Raw genomic sequence first — 23,531 nt, forward strand, 5'->3', positions numbered from 1 at the left:
CCATTACAACTGGCGATGAATTTAGGCTTCTTCGTCGTTGGTGCATCTAGTATCTTTGCCCAAATTCAGCAGGCTCTCGATCGAATTTGGGAAGTCCAGCCAGCTCCAGGAAGACAGATCGCTCACTTTCTCCGCAAACGGCTATTGTCTTTTACGATGATTTTGGCGATCGTGTTTTTGCTGTTAGTTGCGGCGATTTCTAATAGTTTACTTGCAGTTATTGTCAGTACGCTCGATCGTTGGTTGCCTGGATTAGGCAGCCTCTGGCTAATGCTGCGCTGGCTCATCTCCTTTAATTTAATTATTATGGTCTTCGCTGCGATGTATACGATCTTGCCAGATATAGAAATTCACTGGCGCAATACTTTGATGGGCGCAACGATCGCCGCGCTACTTTTCATAGCAGGACAAGCATTATTTGGCGTATTTTTGAGCATGGCAAATATTGGCTCTGGTTATGGTGTTGCAGGCTCTTTTCTGATTATAATTACCTGGATTTTTTACGCCGCACAAGTTCTGTTTTCAGGCGCAGTTTTTACCAAAGTTTATGCTCGACAGCGCGGAGTGCCGATCGTGCCGTCGGAGTTTGCCGTATCAACCTCCACCACAAATCCACGCTGAAGGTTTTGTAATTTAAGCCGATTGCTTCTGCATGAGGAATAGCAGCTATTACAGGCTTGTTACATAGGCTGCACGACATTGATAATATGTGACATCCTCAGAGCAAACTTCTAGGCTGTCACTATTGCGTCATATTTGTGTTTGATACTAAAGATAGTTGGCTAGGAATTTGAGCAATCGTGATGGTTTAAATATGAAAGGATTAACTGGAAAAAATGTCCTAATTACTGGAGCGAGTTCGGGGATCGGCCAAGCGATCGCTATTCGACTCGCTCAAGAAGGTTGCAATATTGCCATCAACTACCGTAAAAGTGCCGAAGAAGCCGCAGAGACTGAAGAACAGGCGATGGAAAAAGCTTGTGGGCAAGTCGAAGATTGTGGCGTAAAATCGCTAATCGTCCAGGGTGATGTATCTAAAGAAGATGAGGTTATCGCGCTCATTAATACGGTAATCGATCGATTTGGCGGTCTAGATATTCTGGTTAATAATGCGGGAATTCAAACCGAATGTCCATCACATGAGCTATCCGCCGCTGAATTCGATCGAGTTTTGGATGTCAATCTTCGGGGGGCATTTCTGTGTGCGCGGGAAACAATTAAACATCTATTATCACGAAAGCAATCTGGCAGTATTATCAATATCTCTAGCGTTCATGAAATTATTCCGCGTCCTACATATTTGAGCTACTCGATTAGTAAAGGTGGAATGGGGAATCTAACCAAAACGCTGGCATTAGAATATGCCGATCGTCAGATTCGCGTCAATGCGATCGCGCCTGGTGCGACCGTGACACCAATCAATCAAGACTGGATCGAAAACCCAGCCAAAAAAGCTGTTGTCGAGAGCCATATTCCAATGGGGCGGGCTGGCACGTCTGAAGAGATGGCGGCGGCTGTGGCATTTCTGGCTTCAGATGAAGCCGCATATATCACCGGGCAAACACTGTATATCGATGGTGGACTGACGCTCTACGCTGATTTTCGCGAATCTTGGTCAGCCTAATTCCTAAAGCCTAATTCCTAATTCCTAAAGCCTAATCCCTAATCATGACCGCAGAAGAGAACCGACTGACAGCAGATCGCGATCGCCAAGCTTATTGGCGCAGATGGGGGCCGTATTTGAGCGAACGTCAGTGGGGCACTGTTCGGGAAGATTATAGTGCCGATGGTGCGGCGTGGGAGCATTTTCCGCACGAGCAGGCGCGATCGCGGGCGTATCGGTGGGGTGAAGATGGGATTGCTGGCATTTCTGACAATCATCAACGGTTGTGTTTTGCGATCGCATTGTGGAATGGCGAAGATCCAATTCTCAAGGAGCGGCTATTTGGGCTGACTGGCCCTGAAGGCAATCACGGCGAGGATGTCAAGGAGTACTACTTCTATCTCGACAACACTCCCAGCCATGCCTATATGAAGTATCTCTACAAGTATCCACATGCCGCTTTTCCCTATACTCAACTCGTGGAGGAGAATCAACGTCGGGGTTATCATGAGCCAGAGTTTGAGTTAGCAGATACTGGTGTGTTTGATGACGATCGCTATTTTGACATCTATATTGAGTATGCCAAAGCCACGGACGAAGACATGCTGATTCAGATTACCGCCATCAATCGTGGCACGGAACAGAGTAAGCTGAGGTTATTGCCAACACTCTGGTTTCGGAATAGTTGGTCGTGGGATTTCCATAGTCCCAAACCGCAGTTACAGCAACGCGACAGTAGTGACTCGCATAGTGTCATCGCTGCCAACCATCCTACTTTGGGCGATCGCTATCTCTATTGCCAGTCTACAACACTATTATTTACCGAAAATGAGACTAATTACGAGCGATTATTCGGTACTCACAACTCATCGCCCTACGTCAAAGATGGCATTAACGACTACATCGTGCATGGGCGCACCGAAGCCATAAATCCTCAACAGCTCGGCACCAAAGCCGCCGCCGATTACGAACTGACGCTGGATGCCCACCAATCGCAAACAATCCAGTTACGTCTAACGAATCGTGCCGATTTAGCCGCACCCTTCGCCGAATTTGCAGATATATTTGCACTTCGGCAGCAAGAAGCGGATGAATTCTATCAGCGCATCACGCCCAATCGGCTCTCAGACGATGCACGGCTGATTCAACGACAGGCGTTTGCCGGACTGCTGTGGACGAAACAGTACTATCATTACGTAGTTGAAGATTGGCTCCAGGGCGATCCGACACAACCGCCACCACAGCGTGACAATCCGCGCAATTCGGCTTGGATTCATCTATTTAACGATGACATTATTTCAATGCCCGATAAGTGGGAATTTCCCTGGTTCGCCGCCTGGGATCTGGCGTTTCACTGCCTGCCGCTAGCGACGATCGATCCTGACTTTGCCAAACGACAATTGGAGCGGCTGACACGCGAATGGTATATGCACCCAAATGGGCAGATTCCCGCCTACGAGTGGCATTTTGGCGATGTCAATCCGCCCGTTCATGCTTGGGCGACTTGGCGCGTCTACCAGATCGAACAGGAGGTATACGGACGCAGCGACCCACAATTTCTAGAGCGCGTATTTCAGAAGTTATTGCTCAACTTTACCTGGTGGGTGAATCAGAAAGACCACAACGGCAACAACATTTTTCAAGGTGGGTTTTTAGGATTAGATAATATTGGCATCTTCGATCGCAGTGCGGCACTGCCGACAGGTGGATATCTCGAACAATCTGACGCTACTAGTTGGATGGGAATGTATTGTCTGAATATGTTAGAGATTGCCTTAGAGCTAACCAAAACCAATCCCACCTATGAAGATATTGCCAGCAAGTTTTTCGAGCATTTTTTGTATATTGCCGATGCCATGAATCATGTCGGCGAGCAGCATGTGCCGTTGTGGGATGAAGAAGATCGGTTTTTTTATGACGTGTTGCACTTACCTGACGGTCGCCATCACCATCTGAAAGTTCGATCGATGGTTGGACTAGTGCCATTATTTGCCACCGGAATTTTAGAATCGTCTACCTTAGACCGATTACCTGATTTCAAACGTCGCTTTGAGTGGTTTATCGCCAATCGCCCCAACTTACAACGCAATCTGGCGGCGTTATCAACACCAGGAACTCAGGCAAGGCGATTGCTGGCGATCGTCAATCCGATCGATCGACTCCCATATATCATCCACCGATTGCTAGATGAAACCGAGTTCCTCAGCCCTTATGGAGTGCGATCGCTCTCAAAAATTCATGCCCAACAGCCCTACACGTTCGCTGAAGGGGGACAACTACATACCATTGCCTACGAACCCGCCGAATCGACCACAGGCATGTTTGGGGGCAATTCCAACTGGCGGGGGCCAATTTGGTTGCCGATGAATTTTTTGATAATTGAATCGCTCCAAAAGTTTCACACTTATCTCGGCGATGAATTCATAGTCGAATGTCCCACCGGATCGGGACAATGGCTGACACTAGCAGAAGTAGCCACCGAACTATCGTACCGATCGATCGGCATTTTCGAGCAAAATGCTGCCGGAAATCGCCCAGTGCATGGCGGCAATCGTCTATTTCAAACCAACCCTAACTGGCGCAATTTATTGCTATTTTACGAACATTTTAATGGCGATAACGGTGCTGGTTTGGGAGCAAATCATCAAACGGGTTGGACAGGTTTAGTTGCAACTTTGATTCGCGATTGTAGCGAACGTTTGCAAACATCTAAGCCTCAACATCCTCCTAAGCAGATCGTCTCAACTGTCGATCGATAAAGTGGGGGAGGGCGGATTTGTTCGGACTTGGTAGTAAAGAGCAGGAATTCTTAGCATAAACCCGCCCCTACAGATCCATCAATATACGCATCATACATTTCATAGATCGACCGTTTTTAGGAGGAGATAAACCAGCCGCCTAGTAAAAGTCTTAATAGTCTTATTTTTGGAGTGAATAGTTATGTTTGAACGAGTTTTAATTTGCACAGATTTCAAGGATGGTTTGCAGCGGCTGGCGCATTATACTGACGCTTTAGCGGCTGGAGGTATGAAGCAAATTGTTTTTCTCCACGTCGTTCCGCTCTTAGAAACGCGCACTATTGCCAAGAGCGATAACGATCGCGTAGAACATGCTCAAGCGCGACTGACTGCGGCAGTTGGATCGAGTCCGGCTGGGGTCGATGTCCACATTGAGGTGAGATCGGGGCAATCTGTCGAGACGATTCTTCAGGTTGCTAATAGCTATCGCTCTGAATCTATCCTCCTGGGTTCCCAGACGCATAACTCGCTTGTCGATATCCTGCTTGGCAGTACGATGACCGAATTATCTCGCCGCACGACGATCCCCCTGCTGATTCTCCGTCCTCAGTTAATTGCGGCATTTACTGCGGAGGAGCTAAGGCTCCGTTGCCAGCATTTATTTCGCGCTGTACTGGTTCCTTACGACGGCAGTACAGCCGCCAATTTTCTGGTCGAGCAGATAAAGCAGTTAGCTCAAAAACAAACCGATCGATATCTGGAGCGGTGCGTACTGTGTTGGGTTACTGGCGACATCCCCACTCAGACCGAGCAAAACCTCCTTGCTGACATCAAAGTCGATCTGGAGGCGGCAAATTTACAAGTAACAACAAACTTACGCCGGGGAACTCCATTAACCGAGATTTTAGAGCTAGCTCAAATGGAGGAGATTAGCGCGATCGCCATTTCTACAGGTACGATCGGGAAATTTCAGGAGTGGATTGTGGCTAGTTTTGCAGCAGAATTACTGCGTCTGAGCTGGTCGCCAGTGTTGTTTTTCCCGCCTCCCCGTTAGATTTAGCTGCGATCGGCTATCGATTTTACCAATCCTCGATCGACAAACAGGGGCGCGATCTTAGGCATAATTTCGAGATAATTTGAATGCTCGAAGCAGAAAATTCAGATTTGAAAATTTGGACCGAAGCTGATAGTAACAGGGCAACCGCACACGTTTCGTAACAAATGGCAGCCAGAAAAAAGAGGATGTGTTGAAGTAGGAGAACTGATTGAATTATTGAGATCTGTTTTATGACCACAGCCACTAGCCCCGCAGCCCTAATCGAAACACACTTTGGGGAATTAAAAGACCCCAGAGCAGCACACAGCATAGAGCATAAGCTGATCGACATTTTAATTATCACCATCTGTGCGACGATCTGCGGAGCAAATGACTGGGAAGCAATTGCTCAATATGGTAGAACAAAACAAGATTGGTTAAAAACCTGGCTAGAACTACCAAATGGGATTCCATCAGCAGATACCTTCAATCGTGTATTTGCAAGGCTAAAGCCAGAAGAGCTACAGAAATGCTTTATTGGCTGGATGCAGGCTGTTCAAACTGTGACGGAGGGAGAACTAGTCAACATTGATGGTAAGACACTTAGAGGTGCAAAAGAAGCTGGAAATTCTCGCAGTCTGATTCACATGGTCAGTGTGTGGTCAGCTTCACAGCATCTGGTAATGGGACAACAAAAAGTCAGCGAGAAATCTAACGAAATCACTGCGATACCAGCACTATTGAAACTCTTATCAGTCCGAGGTTGTTTAGTAAGTATTGATGCAATGGGATGTCAGACTGAAATTGCCAAAGTTATCATCGAACAAGGTGCTGATTACGTTTTAGCTCTCAAAGGTAATCAGGGCGCTCTTCACACAGATGTGGTTCAACTGTTTACTGCTGCGCGAAAACAGAACTTCAGAAATATTGACCATCAGTTCCACTCAACAGTTTCCAAGGGACATGGACGGATTGAAACTCGTCGCTATTGGACGATGGGTAACACTGAGTATTTAATCGGTGCCCATAAGTGGTCAGGACTCAAAAGTATTGGGGTGGTTGAATCACAGCGCGAGATGAACGGAAAAATTAGTATTGAACAAAGATATTACATTCTCAGTATTCAGAGCGATGTCCAAAGATTTGCCGCGGCTGTCAGAAGTCACTGGAGTATTGAAAACCAACTACATTGGATTCTCGATGTTGGTTTTGCTGAAGATACCGCACAAAGCTGCTCTGGGTATAGTGCTGAGAATCTGGCCGTTATCCGTCATATTGGCATAAATTTACTCTCAAGAGACAAAGAAAGTAAAGTAGGGGTCAAAACTAGACGACTCCAAGCGGGATGGGATGATAACTATCTCAAAGCAGTGCTTAGTGCTTTAAACATTCTCACTGCCTAGATCTCAGCATTTATTACGAAACGTGTGCGGTTGCCCTGCTGATAGTAATGACTTACTTTATTTATCCTTAGCAAAATATCAAATATGTCTACATCTACCTAAATATAGAGAGCAAATTAGAGTTTTTTTATTAACCTTAAAATAGGAGCAATAAACATATGAAAATCCAAGTCGAAACCGACAATAATATCGAAGGCAATACCATGCTAGTTCAAGCAATTGAAACTATGGTGAGGGATACATTGGATCGCTTCAGCGCACAAATCACGCGGGTGGAAGTTCATTTGAGCGATGAGAATAGCGACGAGAAGTTTGGGACTGAAGATAAACGCTGCCTGCTCGAAGTTCGTCTTACCAGCCACCAACCAATCGCAGTGACCGATCGAGCGGCGACCCCAGAGCAGGCTGTCAGCGGGGCGACTGAGAAAATGAAACATCTGCTAGAAACTACGCTCGGACGGTTGAGCGATCGCTAACAGCCCACCACAAAACAGATTGAGAATAGTTCATTTTCGGACAGGGCTAGAGTCGGGAGTTAGATAAAATATCGTCTACGTTAGCCGCCATAAAAATTCAGATTGAAGGAGGACAAATAGTGAAAAACAGTTATTCAACTTTTGGAGCGATGGTGGCGACTTCTACTGTTGTTATGTTTGGGCTGATGTATCTAAATACATATCAGTGGGAGCATGTGTATTTTAGTGAAACGCGGTCGTACATGGCTGTGTTGATGGGAGCAGTGATGGCGATTATCATGCTCGCATTCATGCGTGGAATGTATGCCAATTGGCGCACGAATGCCGCTATTTTTGGTAGTAGTGCTTTCGTATTCGTACTGACGCTGTGGCTAGTTCGTAGTCAAGTCACAGTTTATGATGTTTCCTGGATGAAAGCGATGATTCCCCATCATTCAATTGCTATTTTAACTAGCGAACGTGCCAATATTTCCGAGCCGCGAGTTCGCAAGCTCGCCGACGGGATTATTGCTGCCCAACGTAAAGAGATTGGCGAAATGAAAGCATTGATTCAAGATTTAGAAAGTAAAAAATACACTCAATCTTGATGTTTTAAATCGATAACAGACAACCAAAAAACTCACATAATTATCTGGAGTTGTAATATGTTAATCACAGCCAAAACCCTCGAAGGTTTTAAATTGAATAGCCTCAACGGTGAAATCGGCAAGGCAAAAGAATACTACTTCGACGATCGGCATTGGACGATTCGCTACCTAGTCGTTGACACCGGAGGCTGGCTGACGGGCAAACAGGTGCTGATTTCCCCGTATGCGCTGGCTGCGGCGGATAAGCGAGAGGAGTACATCACCGTCGATTTGACCAAACAGCAGATTGAGAATAGTCCATCCTTGAGCAGTGACAAACCCGTTTCGCAACAATTCGAGCTGGATTATCACGGATATTATGGGTACCCCATGTATTGGGGTGGCTTATCCGCGTGGGGAGCTTATCCCTACATTCAGCGCGATCGCCAACAATGGGACAAATCCACCCTAGTAGAGAAAAAGGGAGATCCCAATTTGCGGAGCACTCGTGAGGTGAGTGGCTATCATATTCAAGCTACAGATGGTGAGATCGGGCACGTCGAGGACTTTATCATCGATTACCAAACGTGGGCGATTCGGTATCTGATCGTCGATACAGCCAATTGGTGGTCGGGAAAAAAAGTTCTGGTTTCACCGCGATGGATCGAGCGGGTGAGCTGGGAGGAGTCGAAAGTCTTCATCAATCTACCTCGCGAAATCATCCGACAATCGCCGGAATATATGCAGGAGATGCTATTAATGCGGGATTATGAAACCCGACTCCATCAACATTACAATCGCCAGGGCTACTGGGTTGATGACTCGAAGGATTTGGCGCAACCCCTGTAAAGCGAACGCGATCTGTTTGACACTCAGATAGATCGCGTTCGTGACACTACTAAGTTAATCGCCCATATATCGGAAGCTCAAACCATGCCAACCAATTCCCTAACTCATAGCCAGACTGCTTCACCATTGCACCCCTCTCCGATCGAGCAACTGGACGATTTGATTAGTCCTTTTCTCGTTCCTCCACAGCAGCAGATTTCGCTGCCTAAAGACTAAGATCCGGGGTTTAAAGCCAGTCATCTCAAGAAGTCAAAGAGGAATTAAATCTCCAGTATCCAAAGATTAGCAAGGAGAAACATCGAGAACTCTTGAAAGCGAAAGCAATGCTTGAAAGTAATGAATAAAGACTGATTTAGTTGTTAAAAGCATCATATTAATCGATCGATCTAATTAGTAAATTTAGAGGTAAGAAAATGAGCAAGGTAAAAGTTACGATCCTACATTCTCAACTCAGATCCGTTGTGGGTGTGGCAATGTTAGTTATCGGTTTGATGACTGGTGCGATCGCCCCCTATTTAGCTACGGCTCAAGCTCCAGCTCCAACATTGCCGAATACTACAGCAAATACCAGCTTTCCCGATACGCAGAATCATTGGGCACAGCCGTTTATTCAAGCTTTAGCCAAACGTAATATCGTCACAGGTTATCCCGATAATACCTTTCGTCCCGCACAAACTGTCGATCGCGATGAGTTTGCAGCGATCCTGCGACAAGCCTTCGATAAAACTCCAGTGCGGCAGATTCCTAGCGGCAGCACGTATACGGACGTTCCTAAAGGCTACTGGGCATCTCAGGCGATCGAAGAGGCATACCAGATGGGATTCATGAGCGGCTATCCAGGCGGAGTGTTTCGCCCCAAGCAACCCATTACAAAAGTCCAAGTGTTAGCTTCGCTAGCTCGCAACCTCGAATTGCCTGCAACTAATGTCGCTATTATTACGCCAGTACCCCAACAGCCTGCGACGACGGTTACTACTACGCCAGCAGCCCAACAGCCTGCAACTACGGTTACTACTACGCCAGCAGCCCAACAGCCTGCAACTACGGCTACTACTACGCCCGTAACCCAACAGCCTGCAAACATGCGCGCGAAAAAACCAATGATGTTTCCCTTTGCGATCGTCACACTGATGCAGCCATTTATGACAACGCCAGCAAGAGCGATTGCTGCTGTCAACCCAGCACCCACTAGTACTCAACCCGCTCCTAATGCTGCTGTCAACCCAGCACCTACTGGTACTCAACCCGCTCCTAGTGCTGCTGCTGTCAATCCAGCACCTACTAGTATTCAACCCGCTCCTAGTGTCAATGTGCCGCAACGTCCATTGCTAGTCACCAGTAAGTATTATCGGGATGCTGCCCAGATTCCTAAATACGCGGTTGATGCGGTTGCCAAGACAACGGCTGCCGGAATTGTCGTCAATTATCCCGATCTACGAGTGCTAAATCCTAATCAAGCAGCAACCCGTGGCGAAGTTAGTGCCTTAATTCATCAAGCTTTGGTGTCTCAAGGCAAAATCAGTCCCCTGCCTGCTAATCAAGCCACAAAGTATATTGTCGGGCGTTAACTTGCAACATTACCTTAACCACATTGACTAAAAATTCCATGCAAACCGAGCGTGAGCCATCTTCACATCCCAGCTTTGAACAGGTAGTAACCATTTTACGGATTGCTGCTTGGGTGAGCTTTATCATTCAAGTTGGGCTGGCAGGGGTTTCGAGCGTACTGTTGTTGCTGGCAATTGTTGGACGGAGTTTCAATCAAGCGATTGTTGTGCCGGGAGTGCCGAGAGTTGGTGCTGCCCCTGTTCCCGTAACATCTCCAGGCTTAGGTGTGGGCATTTTTTGGGGAGTCTGTGGTGTACTGGTGTTGCTATTTGGCAGCTATACTCTAAACGGTTAAGATCTGGACTTTTGCAAAAGATTGAAAATTGAGTGTTAATAGGCTGTCTAGCTTTTCTTTCCGGTCTGTATTCGCGGTGCCGATACAGGTGGAAATTTCCGCTTTAAAATCAGCAAAATTCTCATAATATTTTGAATATAAACACTCATTTCTAACAAACTTCCAAAGTCGTTCGATTAAATTTAGCTGTGGTGAATAAGCAGGCAAGTAACATAGCTCTATGCCTAAAGCTTCTGCTTTCTCACTTACTAATTTACATTTTTGATATCTAGCATTGTCTAAAATCAGTACACTTGGAATACTTAGCCCTAAATCAGCAATCTTGATTAACAACTCACAAACACTTTCTGCATTGATATAAGTTTCGTTTGTCACTGTAATTATTTCTTTTGTCACTGCATTTATCGCTCCCAGCACATTAAATCTTCTTCGTCCTGAAGGTGAACAGATAAATGTTCTGACAAAACACCATAAAAATCCTAGATATGCTCGGTGTACGAAGTGAGCTGCATCCACAAAATAAACTGCCTTTTCTCCCTTAATTGCCTGTTCTAGCAACGGTTCTAGCTTTTCTATTTTATAGACTTCCACTTCCTTTATTCTTTCTGGTTCTAGTGACTTTCCCGGCACGTACCCTACTTTCAAGCACCGTAATCCTATTCTCTTCATGAATTCTCTAATCTGTGTTGGACTCCTTTTAATCCCAGTTATTTTTTCAATCACATCACTTGCTGCCGCAACGCTCGATGCTGGATGAATTTTGAAATACTCTTCAATTTGTCGGCTATATTGATTTAACTTACTTGTTTGTCCTTTGTATTCAATTTTTGTAAGTTCTTCTACTCTTCCTGTCTGATATTGCCTAATATATTTTGTCAATGTTGTTTTGGAGATTTGACACAATCTGCAAATATCTTTGTGGGTTACTCCCTGACTTTTCAGATAAATAGCTTCCATCTTTTTTTGAACTAATGGATGTGGATGATGATATCTCTCATAGTGCAGCTTTTTAATATCTTCTTCGACAAAATTTATTTTCAGCATTAGACTCGATCTCTTCAACACCACTCCATTTACCATAGTATCTCACGATCGCTAATAATCCCTACTGTAAAAGTCTAATTGCTAGCCGTGCTTAGTATAGTTGATAGTTGATGGTTGACAGTTATGGCAACCGCCAAGGCGATTAGTTTAGACATGGGAGATCTTACGGCAACATATCGGCGGAAATCTCTCGATCGGGTGGCTGCGTCACCTTTCGGATGTCGAATATAATTGAGATGTAGCGATCGTCAGTGGTAAATCGACACCAGTCATCTGAATTTTGGACGATCGAGCCTTAAACTCATACAGAAATAGAGATTGTCCATGTCTAACGATCGTTCGATAAATCACCTCGACAATTACAATCCTAGTGATGTCGGTAAAGTCAATGGCAATTTATTTGGATTGCCATTTGATTATGATTCAGCACAGATAATTATCTTTGGGGTACCTTGGGAAGTGACTGTCTCTTATCGTCCTGGTACAGCCTCGGCATCACAACAGATCCTTGACGCTTCACCACAGTTGGATCTATATGATTTCGATCGTCCGCATGGGTGGAAGCGGGGGATATATATGCCCCCGATCGATCCAGATATTATCGCAAAAAATAACTACTATCGGCAGCAAGCAGCCTTAATTATCGATCGATTAGAACAAGGGCAATATCTGAATTTAGAGCCAGATTTGACAGGCGTATTAGCAGATATAAATCAAGCTGGTGAAGATCTAAATCGCTGGTTATGCGATCGAACTCAAGCAGCGATGAATGCTGGAAAAAAAGTCGGCGTAATTGGTGGCGATCACAGTGTGCCATTGGGTTACATTCAGGCATTAGCACAGCGTTATCCAGACTTTGGCATCTTACATATTGATGCACATTCAGACTTACGCGATGCTTATGAGGGCTTCGAGTTCTCCCACGCATCGATCATGTTCAATGCTCTCAAAATTCCACAGATTTCTAAACTGGTACAGGTGGGAATTCGGGATGTATCTGAAGTAGAAATAAATGAGATCGATCGATCTCAAGGCAGAGTAATTGCTTATTACGATTCGCTCATCAAACAACAGCTATATGCAGGTAGTAATTGGCTGAGTATTTGTCAAGAAGCGATCGGACATTTGCCCCAACAAGTTTATATTAGTTTCGATGTCGATGGACTCGATCCAAAACTTTGTCCTGAAACAGGTACTCCGGTTCCTGGTGGATTAGAATTAGAGCAAGCTTTTTGCCTATGTCGGGAAGTGATTAAGAGTGGTAGAGAGATAATTGGGTTTGATGTTTGTGAAGTTGGAAATGCAGAATGGGATGGAAATGTTGGGGCGAGAATTGTTTATAAACTAGCAAATTTAATGAATTAAAACCCCAGTATCCCAAACTGGTGCGTTAGGCTCAAGCCGTAACGTACCCTACATCAACTTGGCGGGGGACAGATCCCCGACTGTCTTGTCTGGCTGTCTTGTCGTTTTTTTATTCGGGGGTTCCCCCCCGAATAAAAACGCCGCTAAACCCTCTCTGCGAGACGCTGCGCGAACGGGGAACCCGTAGACGTTGGCGTTGGCGAAGCCTGCCGTAGGCACAGCCTCTCCGTAGGAGATACGAAGCGAGGCGTGTCGTAGACGGAGCGCGAGCCGCTTCTTGAAGAAGTCGGGGATCTAGCGGGCGACTGCTATATTTGCTGAGATTTATTCGGTACGTTACGCTGAAGCAGTCACACGTCCTAATTTTGTCGCTTTACCCTCTCACCCTGAATATGCTCAAAAGCACTTCAAATCCAGCTACCATCGCCGAAATACCCACTACCACGATCGTCCTAGATGTGGCGGGGATGAAATGTGCTGGGTGCGTTAGTGCTGTCGAAAAACAACTACTCGCCCAACCAGGGGTAGATTCTGCTTGTGTCAATCTTTTGACGGGTGTAGCAGCAATTTCACTCGCTCCAGAAACATCTACACCCGTCGAGCTGGCTGATAAATTGACGGCTAGCGGTTTTCCTAGCCAACCCCGCCTCGTCACAGATGGTGGCGATCGATCGGATCGACTCCAGCAACGACAAGAAAAATATGCCCAAGAGTCCAAACAACTTTTATGGCAACTAATTACTGCTGGTATTTTACTAGGATTATCGGCAGTCGGACATCTGACACAGCCTAATACTCACCTACATCAACATAATTATTTTGCACTAAATAACTTCTGGTGGCATTGGGGTTTAGCCACAATTGCGATCGCTTTTCCAGGTAGAGCGATCTTGGTGGATGGCTGGCGCAGTCTATGGCATGGCAATCCCAATATGAATACCCTGGTGGGTTTGGGGATAATTACTTCCTATACGGCGAGTGTCGTTGCGCTGCTGTTGCCGAATCTAGGCTGGGAGTGCTTTTTTGAAGAACCTGTGATGATTATTGGGTTTATTACCTTGGGGCGAACACTAGAACAACAGGCAAAACATCGGGCGGCGACGGCATTCGATCGATTACTCTCACTCCAGCCCACATTTGCCCGCTTAGTCAGTGCCGATCCCGATCGTCCCCAAGCCGTCGAAATCCCTGTAGAACAGGTCAAAGTCGGTGAATATCTGCGGGTACTCCCAGGCGAAAAGATCCCTACTGACGGGCTGATTCGCTGGGGTCAGACGACGATCGATGAGTCGATGATTACGGGCGAATCGATACCTGTATTCAAGCAATTGGGTGATGTGGCGATCGCAGGTACAGTCAATCAATCGAGTGCGATTTCGATCGAAGTCACCCGCACTGGTGATGATACTACTCTGGCGCAAATTATCGCCCTAGTAGAAGCCGCCCAAACTCGTAAGGCTCCAGTGCAGAAACTAGCCGATACAGTGGCAGGATATTTTACTTACGGTGTATTGGCGATCGCGATTCTAACTTGCCTATTTTGGTACTTTATCGGCATCGACAATCCCAATTTAGTACCCCTAGCTTCCAGCCTCACGCCGCTCAAAGCCGCGATCGCGGTGATGGTGGTAGCATGTCCCTGTGCCTTGGGTCTAGCCACACCGACGGCGATTCTGGTGGGGACGGGGATTGGTGCCGAATCTGGATTATTGATTAAGGGGGGCGATGTCTTAGAAGCGGTGCATCAGTTGGATACTGTTGTATTTGACAAGACGGGTACACTCACTCAAGGCAAGCCCCAGGTTACAGATATTTTCACCACAGACACGATCCTCTCGACTGAACTATTGCAACTTGCGGCTGCTGCGGAAAGTGTCGCCAATCATCCGCTGGCTGTAGCAATTCAACAGGAAGCTGTAAGATTGGATCTAAATCTGCCCTCAGTAATCGATTCATATACCGAAGCCGGATTGGGCGTATATGCCCAGGTGCTAGTTACTGAGGCTCAACTCCTGGGCGGGGCATCTAGCACTCTGAGTCAGGGGAAATATCAGGTAATCGTGGGCAATCAGCACTGGTTGACTGCACGCGGGATGGAAATTAGTGAGGATTTACTTACTGCTGCTGAGAATTTGATGGTAGCAGGAAAAACTGTGATGTATGTAGCAATCGCCCAAGAGCAACCATTAACGACTGCCAAAATCGGCATCATTGGAGTAACCGACAAGCTCCGCTCCGATGCAGTTGAGACTGTGAAACAATTGCAAAATATGGGTTTGCGGGTAGTATTGCTCACGGGCGACAGGAAACCCGTCGCCGATGTTATCGCTCAAGAATTAGGGATTACAGATATCTACGCCGAAGTTTTCCCCCAAGATAAAGCGCGGATCGTGCAATCTTTGCAAACTAATCTGACTTCAGATATCCCCCATCGAGTGGCGATGATTGGGGATGGAATTAATGATGCCCCCGCCTTGGCTCAAGCAGATTTGGGAATTGCGTTAAATGCTAGTACTGACGTGGCGATCGAGGTTGCTGATATCATCTTGATGCGCGATCGCTTGCTAGATGTCGTCTACTCGATCGAATTATCTCGATCGACTCTGACAAAGATTCGCCAAAACCTATTCTGGGCGGCTATTTATAACCTCATCGGTATCCCCGCAGCAGCCGGAGTCCTCTACTGGTATGGCTGGGGCACTATGCTCAGTCCCTCAGCCGCCGGAGCAATGATGGCACTGAGTTCGGTAAGTGTCATCACTAATTCACTTTTACTCAGATGGGGTAGATCGGCAATTGCGGTTGATTGAGAAATACTGTTGGTACGATCCTAAATCAGATCCGTAGCCAATACTGGTGCGTTACGCTCCGCGATAACACACCCTACATCTAGATGGTGGGCTGCTGGTGCTCATGCGGCAGCAGCCTAACACACCCTACATCGAGATGGTAGGCAGTTTCCACCCTACGGAACCAAAGCCTAGAGCCTAAAACCTCCCCTGACGAATATCATAGCGTAATCTCGGTCGTGTTTGAATAATAGAGCTAGAACCAGCTATCTATTATCATTCGTTCATGAAAACCAGCTCATTTGTTACCCTAGTTTGTTCCTTGGCAATTAATGGGTTTAATACATTTAATCAACCTGCTCTTGCCGAGCAATTACCCCAATTGTGATATACTGCCGAGAGATAGATCGTCGATTCAAGTCCTGATGCAACATCTACTTTAGTCGCGATTCAAGTAGGCGAAAAATTTGGATATGTAGATGCCAAGGGTCGGATGGCGATCGCCGCCCGTTTTGATGATGTTTATGAATTTTTTGATGGGTTAGCCGCAGTTCAAATCGAGGATAAGTGTGGATACATCGATGAATCAGGTCGCATAGTCGTAGCGATGCAGTTTGATGATGCTGTTAGCTTTGATAGTGGTTTGGCAGCAGTCCAAGTCGATGATAAATGGGGCTTTATCAACCAACGTGGCGTTATGGTTATCACTCCTAGCTTTGACGAAGCCGAAACTTTTAGTCAAGGTTTAGCAAAGGTTAGAGTTGGTGAGAAGTGGGGATTTATCGATAAGCAAGGCAAAATGAAGATCGAGCCAATGTTTGATGAGGTTGCTAGTTTTGATAATGGTACGGCATGGATTAGAATTGGCAAACGAGTTGGATATATCAATAAGGTAGGTAAATTTGTACAATAGACTTCCTGCGAAAGTTAGGCTTTAGGCTTTAGACTTTAGACTTTAGGCTTGAGGCTTTAGGCTTGAGACTTTAGGCTTGAGACTTTAGGGGAAGTTTTAGACAAAAACAGTATTGTCAAAGATTTTGCTTTCATTTTCGCAAAAGGTCTAATAAATAGATCGGCTGCTGTCAAAATAGAATCGTTAATTGTTACCAGCAGCGATCGACTCTATAATTGAAGCAGATTCAGGTAAAATAACATGGAATTGACAACGAAAAAATTACCTGGCGGACAGCCGACGATCGCTCGATTATTTCATTGGGTAAATATCATTAGCCTGTTCGGGATGATTGCTAGCGGATTGCAAATTTATAATGCCAATCCTGTATTTGGAGGACGCGAGGGCATCCATATTCCCTGGTTAATTACTTTGGGCAGCTGGCTAGCTGGCGGGCGAAATTGGCATTTTGCCCTGATGTGGATTTATGGTTTGAACCTATTAGGTTATGGCATCTATGTTTTTTGGACAAAAAGATGGCGCAATCGATTTGTTAGTAATGGAGATGTCAAAGCTCTGCAAGCTAGCAGCAATCCCAAACGTCGCCAATATGCTTGGCATCGGATTGTTTATACAAGTATTATCCCGATTCTATTACTCGCACTCGCGACGGGTTTATCAATGTATCAACCCGTCCAGTTTTATTGGTTGGCTAATCTCTTTGGCGATTGGCAGACACTACGCACAGTTCATTTTATGACTGTACCACTTGTTTTGTTATTTACACTCGCTCATTCTACTTTGGCGTTAGGGATTGGTGATGGCAAAATTGCTACAGCATTTCTAAAGCTAAAAAGTAGTAATTTATAATTAGCAGATACTATGTAATTGATGAGACATACACCTAGATTAAATTCTAGTCAAGTAACCCCCAACTACAATCTAAAGTAAAGCGAATGCCGCACCACGCTTCACACACGCCATCCATACGCAGGGGAGTTTGAGGGGCGGCGTTCCGCCTCTCAACGGGGGGGTCTGGGGGTCGTTACCCCCAGATCCGGGTTCTGTCAACACTAGCGATCCCCGAAACCCACAAATTCTTTACGTCTACCGATGAGATACTCACTAGAAGATCTCAAATGAGCTTTATAGCTGGCAACTTGGGTGAATTTAGCGATCGAAACATTATTATCCCAACACCTCAACCGATCGATCGAATCCATGTGAATTAGCATAACTCCAGACCGTATTTTCGAGCAGCATCGTCACTGTCATCGCCCCGACTCCACCAGGTACGGGCGTAATCCAACTCGCCACTTCTTTGACTGATTCAAAGTCTACATCACCAACCAGTCGCGATTTACCAGTCGTCGGATCGGCTTGCCGATTGATACCGACATCAATGACTACTGCACCAGGCTTCACCAGATCCGCCGTTATCATCTGAGTTCTACCGACAGCAGCCACCAAAATATCAGCGTCCCGACAGACAGCCGCCAGATCGGGAGTACGCGAATGCGCGATCGTCACTGTCGCATCAGCAGCTAACAACATCAATGCCAGCGGTTTCCCGACTAAAATACTCCGCCCGACGACTACTGCATGTTTGCCCCGAACATCTAGCTGATATTCAGCCATTAAGCGCATGACACCCCCAGGCGTGCAACTTTGCAGTCCAGGTTCCCCTCTGACTAGTTTCCCCAAATTAAGGGCGTGGAGTCCATCTACGTCCTTGTGTGGGGCGATTTCGTGGAGTAGGGCAACCGAGTCCAAACCATCTGGTAAGGGTAATTGAACTAAAATACCATCGACTCGATCGTCAGCATTTAACTCATGAATAATTGCAGTTAGTTTTTCCTGACTCACATCGGTGGGAAAGTGCTGCCCAAAAGACCTAATCCCAACTTTAGCACAGGCTTTTTCCTTACCACCAACATAAGCAGCACTAGCTGGATTGTCACCGACCATCAGGACGGCTAACCCAGGGGGACGACCGATTTTGGGCTGTAACTGAGCAATTTGCTGTTGCAAAGTACCCTGCATCTTTTGTGCCAAGGCTTTACCATCGAGAATTTGACCAGTATGTTTGCTCATGACTATTTTATGGATGTAGCTGGGTATGATTACAAGTAGCGATCGCGCTTAGGTCGGGGCAACGAAATGAGGGTTTACTCCGATCCTCATTCCATCTAGAAAACAGCAATAAATTAAGCAATGCCCAATATCGATCTGAGCCGAATTATAAATATTAATAATGCCGTCAAATTGTTGGGTAGTCACCCTTTACCAGCAATTAACTCCATTACTTCAGATCGGGAATTGATATAATTTTGTACATGTGCGTCAAATTGCTGTTTAAGAGGGTGTTTGAAAAGTATAGATTGAATCCCCCAAACCCCCTTAAAAAGGGGGAGCAAGAGTCTTAGTCCCCCTTTTTAAGGGGGATTTAGGGGGATTGATAGCCTATGATTGTAACAAATAAAACTTTTCAAACACCCTCTAACTTTTTTAGATTTGTACTTTACGCTGGTGAATAAGAGCAACTTTAATTCATAATGTAGCAAAAACACTATACATTTACCTTAAATATTCCGATCGAACCACGTTCGATCTGCTGCGGGAGATCGTGCTGGCGGTCAAAAAGGTTGACGACCGTAGCTAGGCTTCAGCAAGATTAGAGCCGACCGCAGCATAAATCAAGCGATCTAATCTATCTAGGGCTTGCTGAAGATCTCAGCAAGCCAATCACTGCAAGGGTTTTGGGCCTTTTTTCAGAAATTAAGTGCAAGGTTTTGACGTTGAAAGGCTCAGAACCCTTGCACTCAATCGCTTGAATCTGGCGATCGAGTGAGAATATTTGCAACAAAACCATTTTTTAGCAAGGAGTTCAGGCTTTAGAACAGCATCAGGGACTAATTCAGCAAGCCCTAATTAACTGCTTGTAATAAGCTAATCGGAAAACGATATGTATCAGTGGGTGGCGATTTTCCTAGTGGGGGCAAAACCCGGGTCTGGGGGTTCCGACCCCCAGACCCCCCGTTGAGGAGCGGGACGCCGCCCCTCAAACTCCCCTGCGTAAGGATTAGATGGTGAGTAGCCAAGCGAGCTTCGCATTAGTGCTTAGACTTTGGATTGCTGGTATTGGGTAATAGATCGAGATCGATTGAGAGTCTGGCGGAGAATAGATTATGGCAATATGTTTATCCTGAACTGGTGTTAATTACAATATTTCTCGACGCAACGGACAAATATCTCTACTCCTGTACAGAGGGCAGTTTCATCGAAGTCAAAGCGAGGATGGTGGTGGGGATAAGCTAGAGATCGCTCTGGGTTTGCTGCGCCGAGAAAGAAGTAGCAACCAGGGACTTTTTGGAGGAAAAAGGACATATCTTCACCACCCATAGTTTGGCATTCAGGGACGATGCCGAGTGGTGTCTCGACGATATCTGTCGCCACAGATCTGACCAAATCGGTAATTTTTGGATCGTTGATCAGGGGTGGGTAGAGTTTGGTGTATTCTAATTGGTAAGTCGCTCCCTGACTAGCACAGATGCCTGAGACAACTGCTTTAATCCGCTGATGGAAAAAGTCAGCTAGATCGGGATTAAAATATCTGACTGTTCCTGATAAAGTAGCTGTATCAGCAATGACATTTTTGGCAGTACCCGCATGAAATTCTCCGATTGTGACTACCGCAGCATCGATCGGATTGACATTTCGCGAAACAATTGTTTGGAGCGCACCGACGATTTGACTGCCTAGGACGATCGAATCCACTGTTTGATGCGGCATCGCACCATGTCCGCCCTTACCTTGGAGCGTGAGCCTAAATAGCTCCACCGCCGCCATTAGTGCACCGCTACGTACGCCGATCGTCCCTAATGGTAAATTATTCCACAGATGTAGCCCGATGATGGCATTGACATCGGGATTAGTCAGTACGTCCGCCTCAATCATCGGTTTGGCACCACCTGGACCTTCCTCGGCGGGCTGGAAGATGATTTTGACCATCCCCGCAAAGTCGTTTTGATGCTGAGAAAGATAGTAAGCTGTCATCAAAGCGATCGCTGTATGTCCATCATGTCCACAAGCGTGCATCACCCCATCATGTTGGGACTTATAGGGCACATCATTCGCTTCTTGGATCGGTAAAGCATCCATGTCTGCCCGAATTGCCAGCGTTTTGAGCCGAAAGCTAGTTTTCCGCCCCTGAATCATTGCCACGATTCCAGTTTGAGCAATTCCGGTTTGATGAGGAATTTTCCATTCTGTCAGTTTGGCGGAGATCGCGGCGGCGGTGAGTCGTTCTTTGAAACCGAGTTCGGGCTGTTGATGAAGCTGCCGTCTGAAGGCAACTAACTGAGGCTGCAAGGCTTGAATACTCAGGCGGATCTTGTCAGGATTAATTGGTTGAGTCGGCGCGTTGGTGGCAAACATTTGGTTGTAGGGATGAGTAGACTTGCTGCGAAGTCAGGCTTTAGGCTTTAGGTTTTAGGCTTTTGTCTTGAAAAAGTCCTTCACTTGGCGGAGTTCGTCCGGTCGGGTTTCCCGACCATGGAACGAACCCAAGCGGGGAAACCCCAAGACCGGATTTTTCGCAGGTTTTAGGCTTTAAGGGAAGTTTTGGAACAAGTTGGGGAGGGCTTCGCCAACGCTATGGAAACGACCCAAGCCAAAGATTTTGCTTTCACTTTCGCCGGAGGTTTAATGAGCCGATCGTCAATATTTGTGTCAGTAAATCGATTTTAACAAAGAACAGAAGCTATGGCTTCGGGGTTTAAATCCCTAAGCGTTACCAACCCAACAATCTACTATCAATTAACCAAATGCTGTCTTGAGCTTAGTTAAAACTAAATCCACATGCACTGTGAGACGCATGTGGATCTCCGCTAGATCTGACGAAATGGCGATTAGACAGCTTCGATGTTTTTTTCACCAGTCCGAATGCGGATGACTTGCTCGACGGGACTGACAAAGATTTTGCCATCGCCGATTTCACCAGTACGAGCAGCAGCAATAATCTTGTCTACGACCATATCAGCTTGACCATCTTCAACGACAACTTCGACTTTGAGCTTTTGAAGAAACTCAACCGTGTACTCCGAGCCGCGATAGCGTTCGGTTTGTCCCTTTTGTCTGCCAAATCCCCTCACTTCAGATACCGTCATCCCCACGATACCTGCGTTGACTAGGGCGATTTTGACTTCATCTAGCTTGAAAGGGCGAATAATTGCGACGATCTTTTTCAATTTTAGTCACTCCTGAATGTATGTTTTTATCCTATTTTTAGCTGCACCACCTTGACATTTTGTATCATTGTTAGGCCAGCTAAACATGTAACTCTGGCTACAAAATAACAAGATGACAGTCTCTCTCGGCATAGATTTTGGCACATCTGGAGCAAGATTAGTTGCGATCGATACCGATCGTAATGTGCTGTGGCGTGGAACTAGAGAGCTATCAGCCGGACAGTGGCGAGAAACTTTATTTAATCTGATTCAGGCAATCCCCATTGCAGTAAAGTCGCGGATAACCCGAATCGCGATCGATGGTACTTCTTCGACGGTACTATTGTGTGATGCTGATGGTCAAATTATCGGCACACCGATTCTGTACTATGACGATCGCGGTAAAACAGTCATCGATCGGCTCAGAGCCACTGCCCCCGCCGGACATCCAGCGATTAGTGCCACATCTAGTCTAGCGAAATTGTTCTGGTTGATGAGTCAACCTCATGTTGCAGGTACGGATTACTATTTTCTCCACCAAGCAGATTGGTTAGCCTATCATCTACACGGCAAATTGGGCATCAGTGACTATCATAATGCCCTGAAACTGGGCTACGATGTCGAATTGCTGTGTTACCCAGATTGGCTCGAAAGACACCCGTATAGACCGTTATTGCCCCAAGTTTTGAAACCAGGTACCCCGATTGGGACAGTATTACCACAAGTTGCTCAGGAGTTGGGTTTAGCAGATGATTGTCTCGTGTGTGCTGGTACTACTGACAGCATTGCGGCTTTTATCGCTAGTGGTGCCCACACTCCAGGCGCAGCAGTGACATCTCTGGGTTCGACATTGGTAATCAAGCTGCTGAGTCACAGGCGGGTTGATGAAGGGAAATATGGGATTTACAGTCACCGTTTGGGCGATCTGTGGTTGGTGGGTGGGGCGTCAAATACTGGGGGCGCAGTACTGCGACATTTTTTCAGCGATGCAGAGTTAGTCAGTTTGAGTCAGGAGATCGATCCCAGTCAACCCAGCGATCTCGATTATTATCCGTTATTGACTCCAGGCGATCGCTTTCCGATTAACGATCCAGATCTGGCACCTCGACTCACTCCCCGCCCAGATTGTGCTGTTGACTTTTTACATGGTTTATTCACCGGAATCGCCAGGATCGAAGCCCACGGTTATCACCTCTTGGCTCAATTGGGAGCGACACCACTAACGGCTGTCTCCACCGCTGGCGGTGGTGCTCAAAATCCAGTCTGGACAAAGATTCGTCAGCAATATTTACCCGTACAAATTTCATCAACAGATCGGGAGGCTGCTTATGGTGCAGCCATATTAGCACAAGGAGAAGTTAATCAGTTGACAGTTGACATCGATTTGCACTTGTCGGCTGTGCCGACGGTTTAGCGAAAAGTGCTGATGGGCGGGTCCCCCGATTCGTGACAAGTCAAGGCGCAAGTGCAGTTGTCAAGCAGGGTTGAGCGGATGGCTCAAAAAAGAATGACCCTTCCCTGTTCACTCGATCTGGGAAGGGATCGATAATCAATTTCTTGAATGGCTTTCGGATAGATTTAACAATACCTAAATCCCTATTTTCAGGAGCTGTAAAATATTTAATAGGTTCAGTAGCTA

21 protein-coding genes and 1 pseudogene are annotated in these 23,531 nt (G+C 46.3%); 16 read left to right on the forward strand and 6 right to left on the reverse strand.

Annotated features, from left to right (window positions below; genetic code table 11):
- The 11 genes from ACEW9J_RS01540 to ACEW9J_RS01590 all read left to right on the forward strand — a co-directional run.
- Positions 1 to 621, forward strand: a 621-nt coding sequence (locus ACEW9J_RS01540; protein WP_373543392.1) for a YihY/virulence factor BrkB family protein, incomplete at its 5' end; no start/stop codon positions are given.
- A 193-nt stretch (positions 622 to 814) separates the two neighbouring features.
- The gene (locus ACEW9J_RS01545) at positions 815 to 1,624 is read left to right on the forward strand and encodes a glucose 1-dehydrogenase (RefSeq protein WP_373543393.1); all 810 of its coding nucleotides are present in this window, start codon (positions 815 to 817) and stop codon (positions 1,622 to 1,624) included.
- Positions 1,625 to 1,668: 44 nt separating this feature from the next.
- Positions 1,669 to 4,362, forward strand: coding sequence for a glucosidase (locus ACEW9J_RS01550; RefSeq protein WP_373543394.1), 2,694 nt, complete (start codon positions 1,669 to 1,671; stop codon positions 4,360 to 4,362).
- A gap of 181 nt (positions 4,363 to 4,543) precedes the next feature.
- Positions 4,544 to 5,395 carry a universal stress protein gene (locus tag ACEW9J_RS01555; protein ID WP_373543395.1) on the forward strand — a complete coding sequence of 284 codons (852 nt, stop codon included), beginning with the start codon at positions 4,544 to 4,546 and terminating at the stop codon, positions 5,393 to 5,395.
- Positions 5,396 to 5,628: 233 nt separating this feature from the next.
- Complete coding sequence (locus ACEW9J_RS01560; protein WP_373543396.1) at positions 5,629 to 6,780, forward strand: ISAs1 family transposase; 1,152 nt, start codon at positions 5,629 to 5,631, stop codon at positions 6,778 to 6,780.
- A gap of 158 nt (positions 6,781 to 6,938) precedes the next feature.
- Positions 6,939 to 7,256, forward strand: a complete 318-nt coding sequence (locus tag ACEW9J_RS01565; protein WP_373543397.1) for an HPF/RaiA family ribosome-associated protein — start codon at positions 6,939 to 6,941, stop codon at positions 7,254 to 7,256.
- Positions 7,257 to 7,405: 149 nt separating this feature from the next.
- Positions 7,406 to 7,843: a DUF305 domain-containing protein gene (locus tag ACEW9J_RS01570; protein ID WP_373543411.1), complete on the forward strand. Its 438-nt coding sequence runs from the start codon at positions 7,406 to 7,408 to the stop codon at positions 7,841 to 7,843.
- A gap of 57 nt (positions 7,844 to 7,900) precedes the next feature.
- On the forward strand, positions 7,901 to 8,671 hold the full coding sequence (locus ACEW9J_RS01575) for a PRC-barrel domain-containing protein (protein WP_373543398.1): 771 nt from the start codon (positions 7,901 to 7,903) through the stop codon (positions 8,669 to 8,671).
- Positions 8,672 to 8,755: 84 nt separating this feature from the next.
- Positions 8,756 to 8,887, forward strand: coding sequence for a hypothetical protein (locus ACEW9J_RS01580; RefSeq protein ID WP_373543399.1), 132 nt, complete (start codon positions 8,756 to 8,758; stop codon positions 8,885 to 8,887).
- A gap of 197 nt (positions 8,888 to 9,084) precedes the next feature.
- Positions 9,085 to 10,239, forward strand: coding sequence for an S-layer homology domain-containing protein (locus tag ACEW9J_RS01585; RefSeq protein ID WP_373543400.1), 1,155 nt, complete (start codon positions 9,085 to 9,087; stop codon positions 10,237 to 10,239).
- A 38-nt stretch (positions 10,240 to 10,277) separates the two neighbouring features.
- Positions 10,278 to 10,574 (forward strand): DUF3611 family protein, encoded by a 297-nt coding sequence (locus tag ACEW9J_RS01590; RefSeq protein ID WP_373543401.1) that lies wholly within the window; start codon positions 10,278 to 10,280, stop codon positions 10,572 to 10,574.
- On the opposite strand, the gene ACEW9J_RS01595 is transcribed toward ACEW9J_RS01590, so the two are convergent.
- Positions 10,563 to 11,618, reverse strand: coding sequence for an IS630 family transposase (locus ACEW9J_RS01595; RefSeq protein ID WP_373543402.1), 1,056 nt, complete (start codon positions 11,616 to 11,618; stop codon positions 10,563 to 10,565). The two genes, ACEW9J_RS01590 and ACEW9J_RS01595, sit on opposite strands and share 12 nt — an antisense overlap.
- Before the next feature lie 324 nt (positions 11,619 to 11,942).
- Between ACEW9J_RS01595 and ACEW9J_RS01600 the strand changes: the two genes are divergently transcribed.
- From ACEW9J_RS01600 to ACEW9J_RS01615, 4 genes are all read left to right on the forward strand, one after another.
- A complete protein-coding gene (locus ACEW9J_RS01600; RefSeq protein WP_373543403.1) occupies positions 11,943 to 12,983 on the forward strand; it encodes an agmatinase family protein in 1,041 nt (346 codons plus the stop codon).
- Between the two features lie 392 nt (positions 12,984 to 13,375).
- Positions 13,376 to 15,793, forward strand: coding sequence for a heavy metal translocating P-type ATPase (locus ACEW9J_RS01605; RefSeq protein WP_373543404.1), 2,418 nt, complete (start codon positions 13,376 to 13,378; stop codon positions 15,791 to 15,793).
- Positions 15,794 to 16,220: 427 nt separating this feature from the next.
- Positions 16,221 to 16,685 (forward strand): WG repeat-containing protein, encoded by a 465-nt coding sequence (locus ACEW9J_RS01610; RefSeq protein ID WP_373543412.1) that lies wholly within the window; start codon positions 16,221 to 16,223, stop codon positions 16,683 to 16,685.
- Between the two features lie 240 nt (positions 16,686 to 16,925).
- Positions 16,926 to 17,534, forward strand: coding sequence for a cytochrome b/b6 domain-containing protein (locus tag ACEW9J_RS01615; protein ID WP_373543405.1), 609 nt, complete (start codon positions 16,926 to 16,928; stop codon positions 17,532 to 17,534).
- Positions 17,535 to 17,852: 318 nt separating this feature from the next.
- On the opposite strand, the gene folD is transcribed toward ACEW9J_RS01615, so the two are convergent.
- The 4 genes from folD to ACEW9J_RS01635 all read right to left on the reverse strand — a co-directional run bounded on the left by folD (position 17,853) and on the right by ACEW9J_RS01635 (position 21,913).
- The gene (gene folD, locus ACEW9J_RS01620; protein WP_373543406.1) at positions 17,853 to 18,758 is read right to left on the reverse strand and encodes a bifunctional methylenetetrahydrofolate dehydrogenase/methenyltetrahydrofolate cyclohydrolase FolD; all 906 of its coding nucleotides are present in this window, start codon (positions 18,756 to 18,758) and stop codon (positions 17,853 to 17,855) included.
- A gap of 616 nt (positions 18,759 to 19,374) precedes the next feature.
- A complete protein-coding gene (locus ACEW9J_RS01625) occupies positions 19,375 to 19,536 on the reverse strand; it encodes a hypothetical protein (RefSeq protein ID WP_373543407.1) in 162 nt (53 codons plus the stop codon).
- 344 nt (positions 19,537 to 19,880) lie between these two features.
- On the reverse strand, positions 19,881 to 21,101 hold the full coding sequence (locus ACEW9J_RS01630; RefSeq protein WP_373543408.1) for a M20 family metallopeptidase: 1,221 nt from the start codon (positions 21,099 to 21,101) through the stop codon (positions 19,881 to 19,883).
- A gap of 473 nt (positions 21,102 to 21,574) precedes the next feature.
- Positions 21,575 to 21,913 carry a P-II family nitrogen regulator gene (locus ACEW9J_RS01635; protein ID WP_373543409.1) on the reverse strand — a complete coding sequence of 113 codons (339 nt, stop codon included), beginning with the start codon at positions 21,911 to 21,913 and terminating at the stop codon, positions 21,575 to 21,577.
- A 112-nt stretch (positions 21,914 to 22,025) separates the two neighbouring features.
- Here ACEW9J_RS01635 and ACEW9J_RS01640 point away from each other — a divergent pair, with 112 nt between their 5' ends.
- Complete coding sequence (locus ACEW9J_RS01640) at positions 22,026 to 23,306, forward strand: FGGY-family carbohydrate kinase (RefSeq protein ID WP_373543410.1); 1,281 nt, start codon at positions 22,026 to 22,028, stop codon at positions 23,304 to 23,306.
- 40 nt (positions 23,307 to 23,346) lie between these two features.
- Here the strand turns inward: ACEW9J_RS01640 and ACEW9J_RS01645 are convergent.
- Positions 23,347 to 23,531: pseudogene (locus ACEW9J_RS01645) on the reverse strand (IS4 family transposase); the annotation flags it as partial.

This window comes from Chamaesiphon sp., from assembly GCF_041737865.1.
Taxonomy (GTDB): Bacteria; Cyanobacteriota; Cyanobacteriia; order Cyanobacteriales; family Chamaesiphonaceae; genus Chamaesiphon.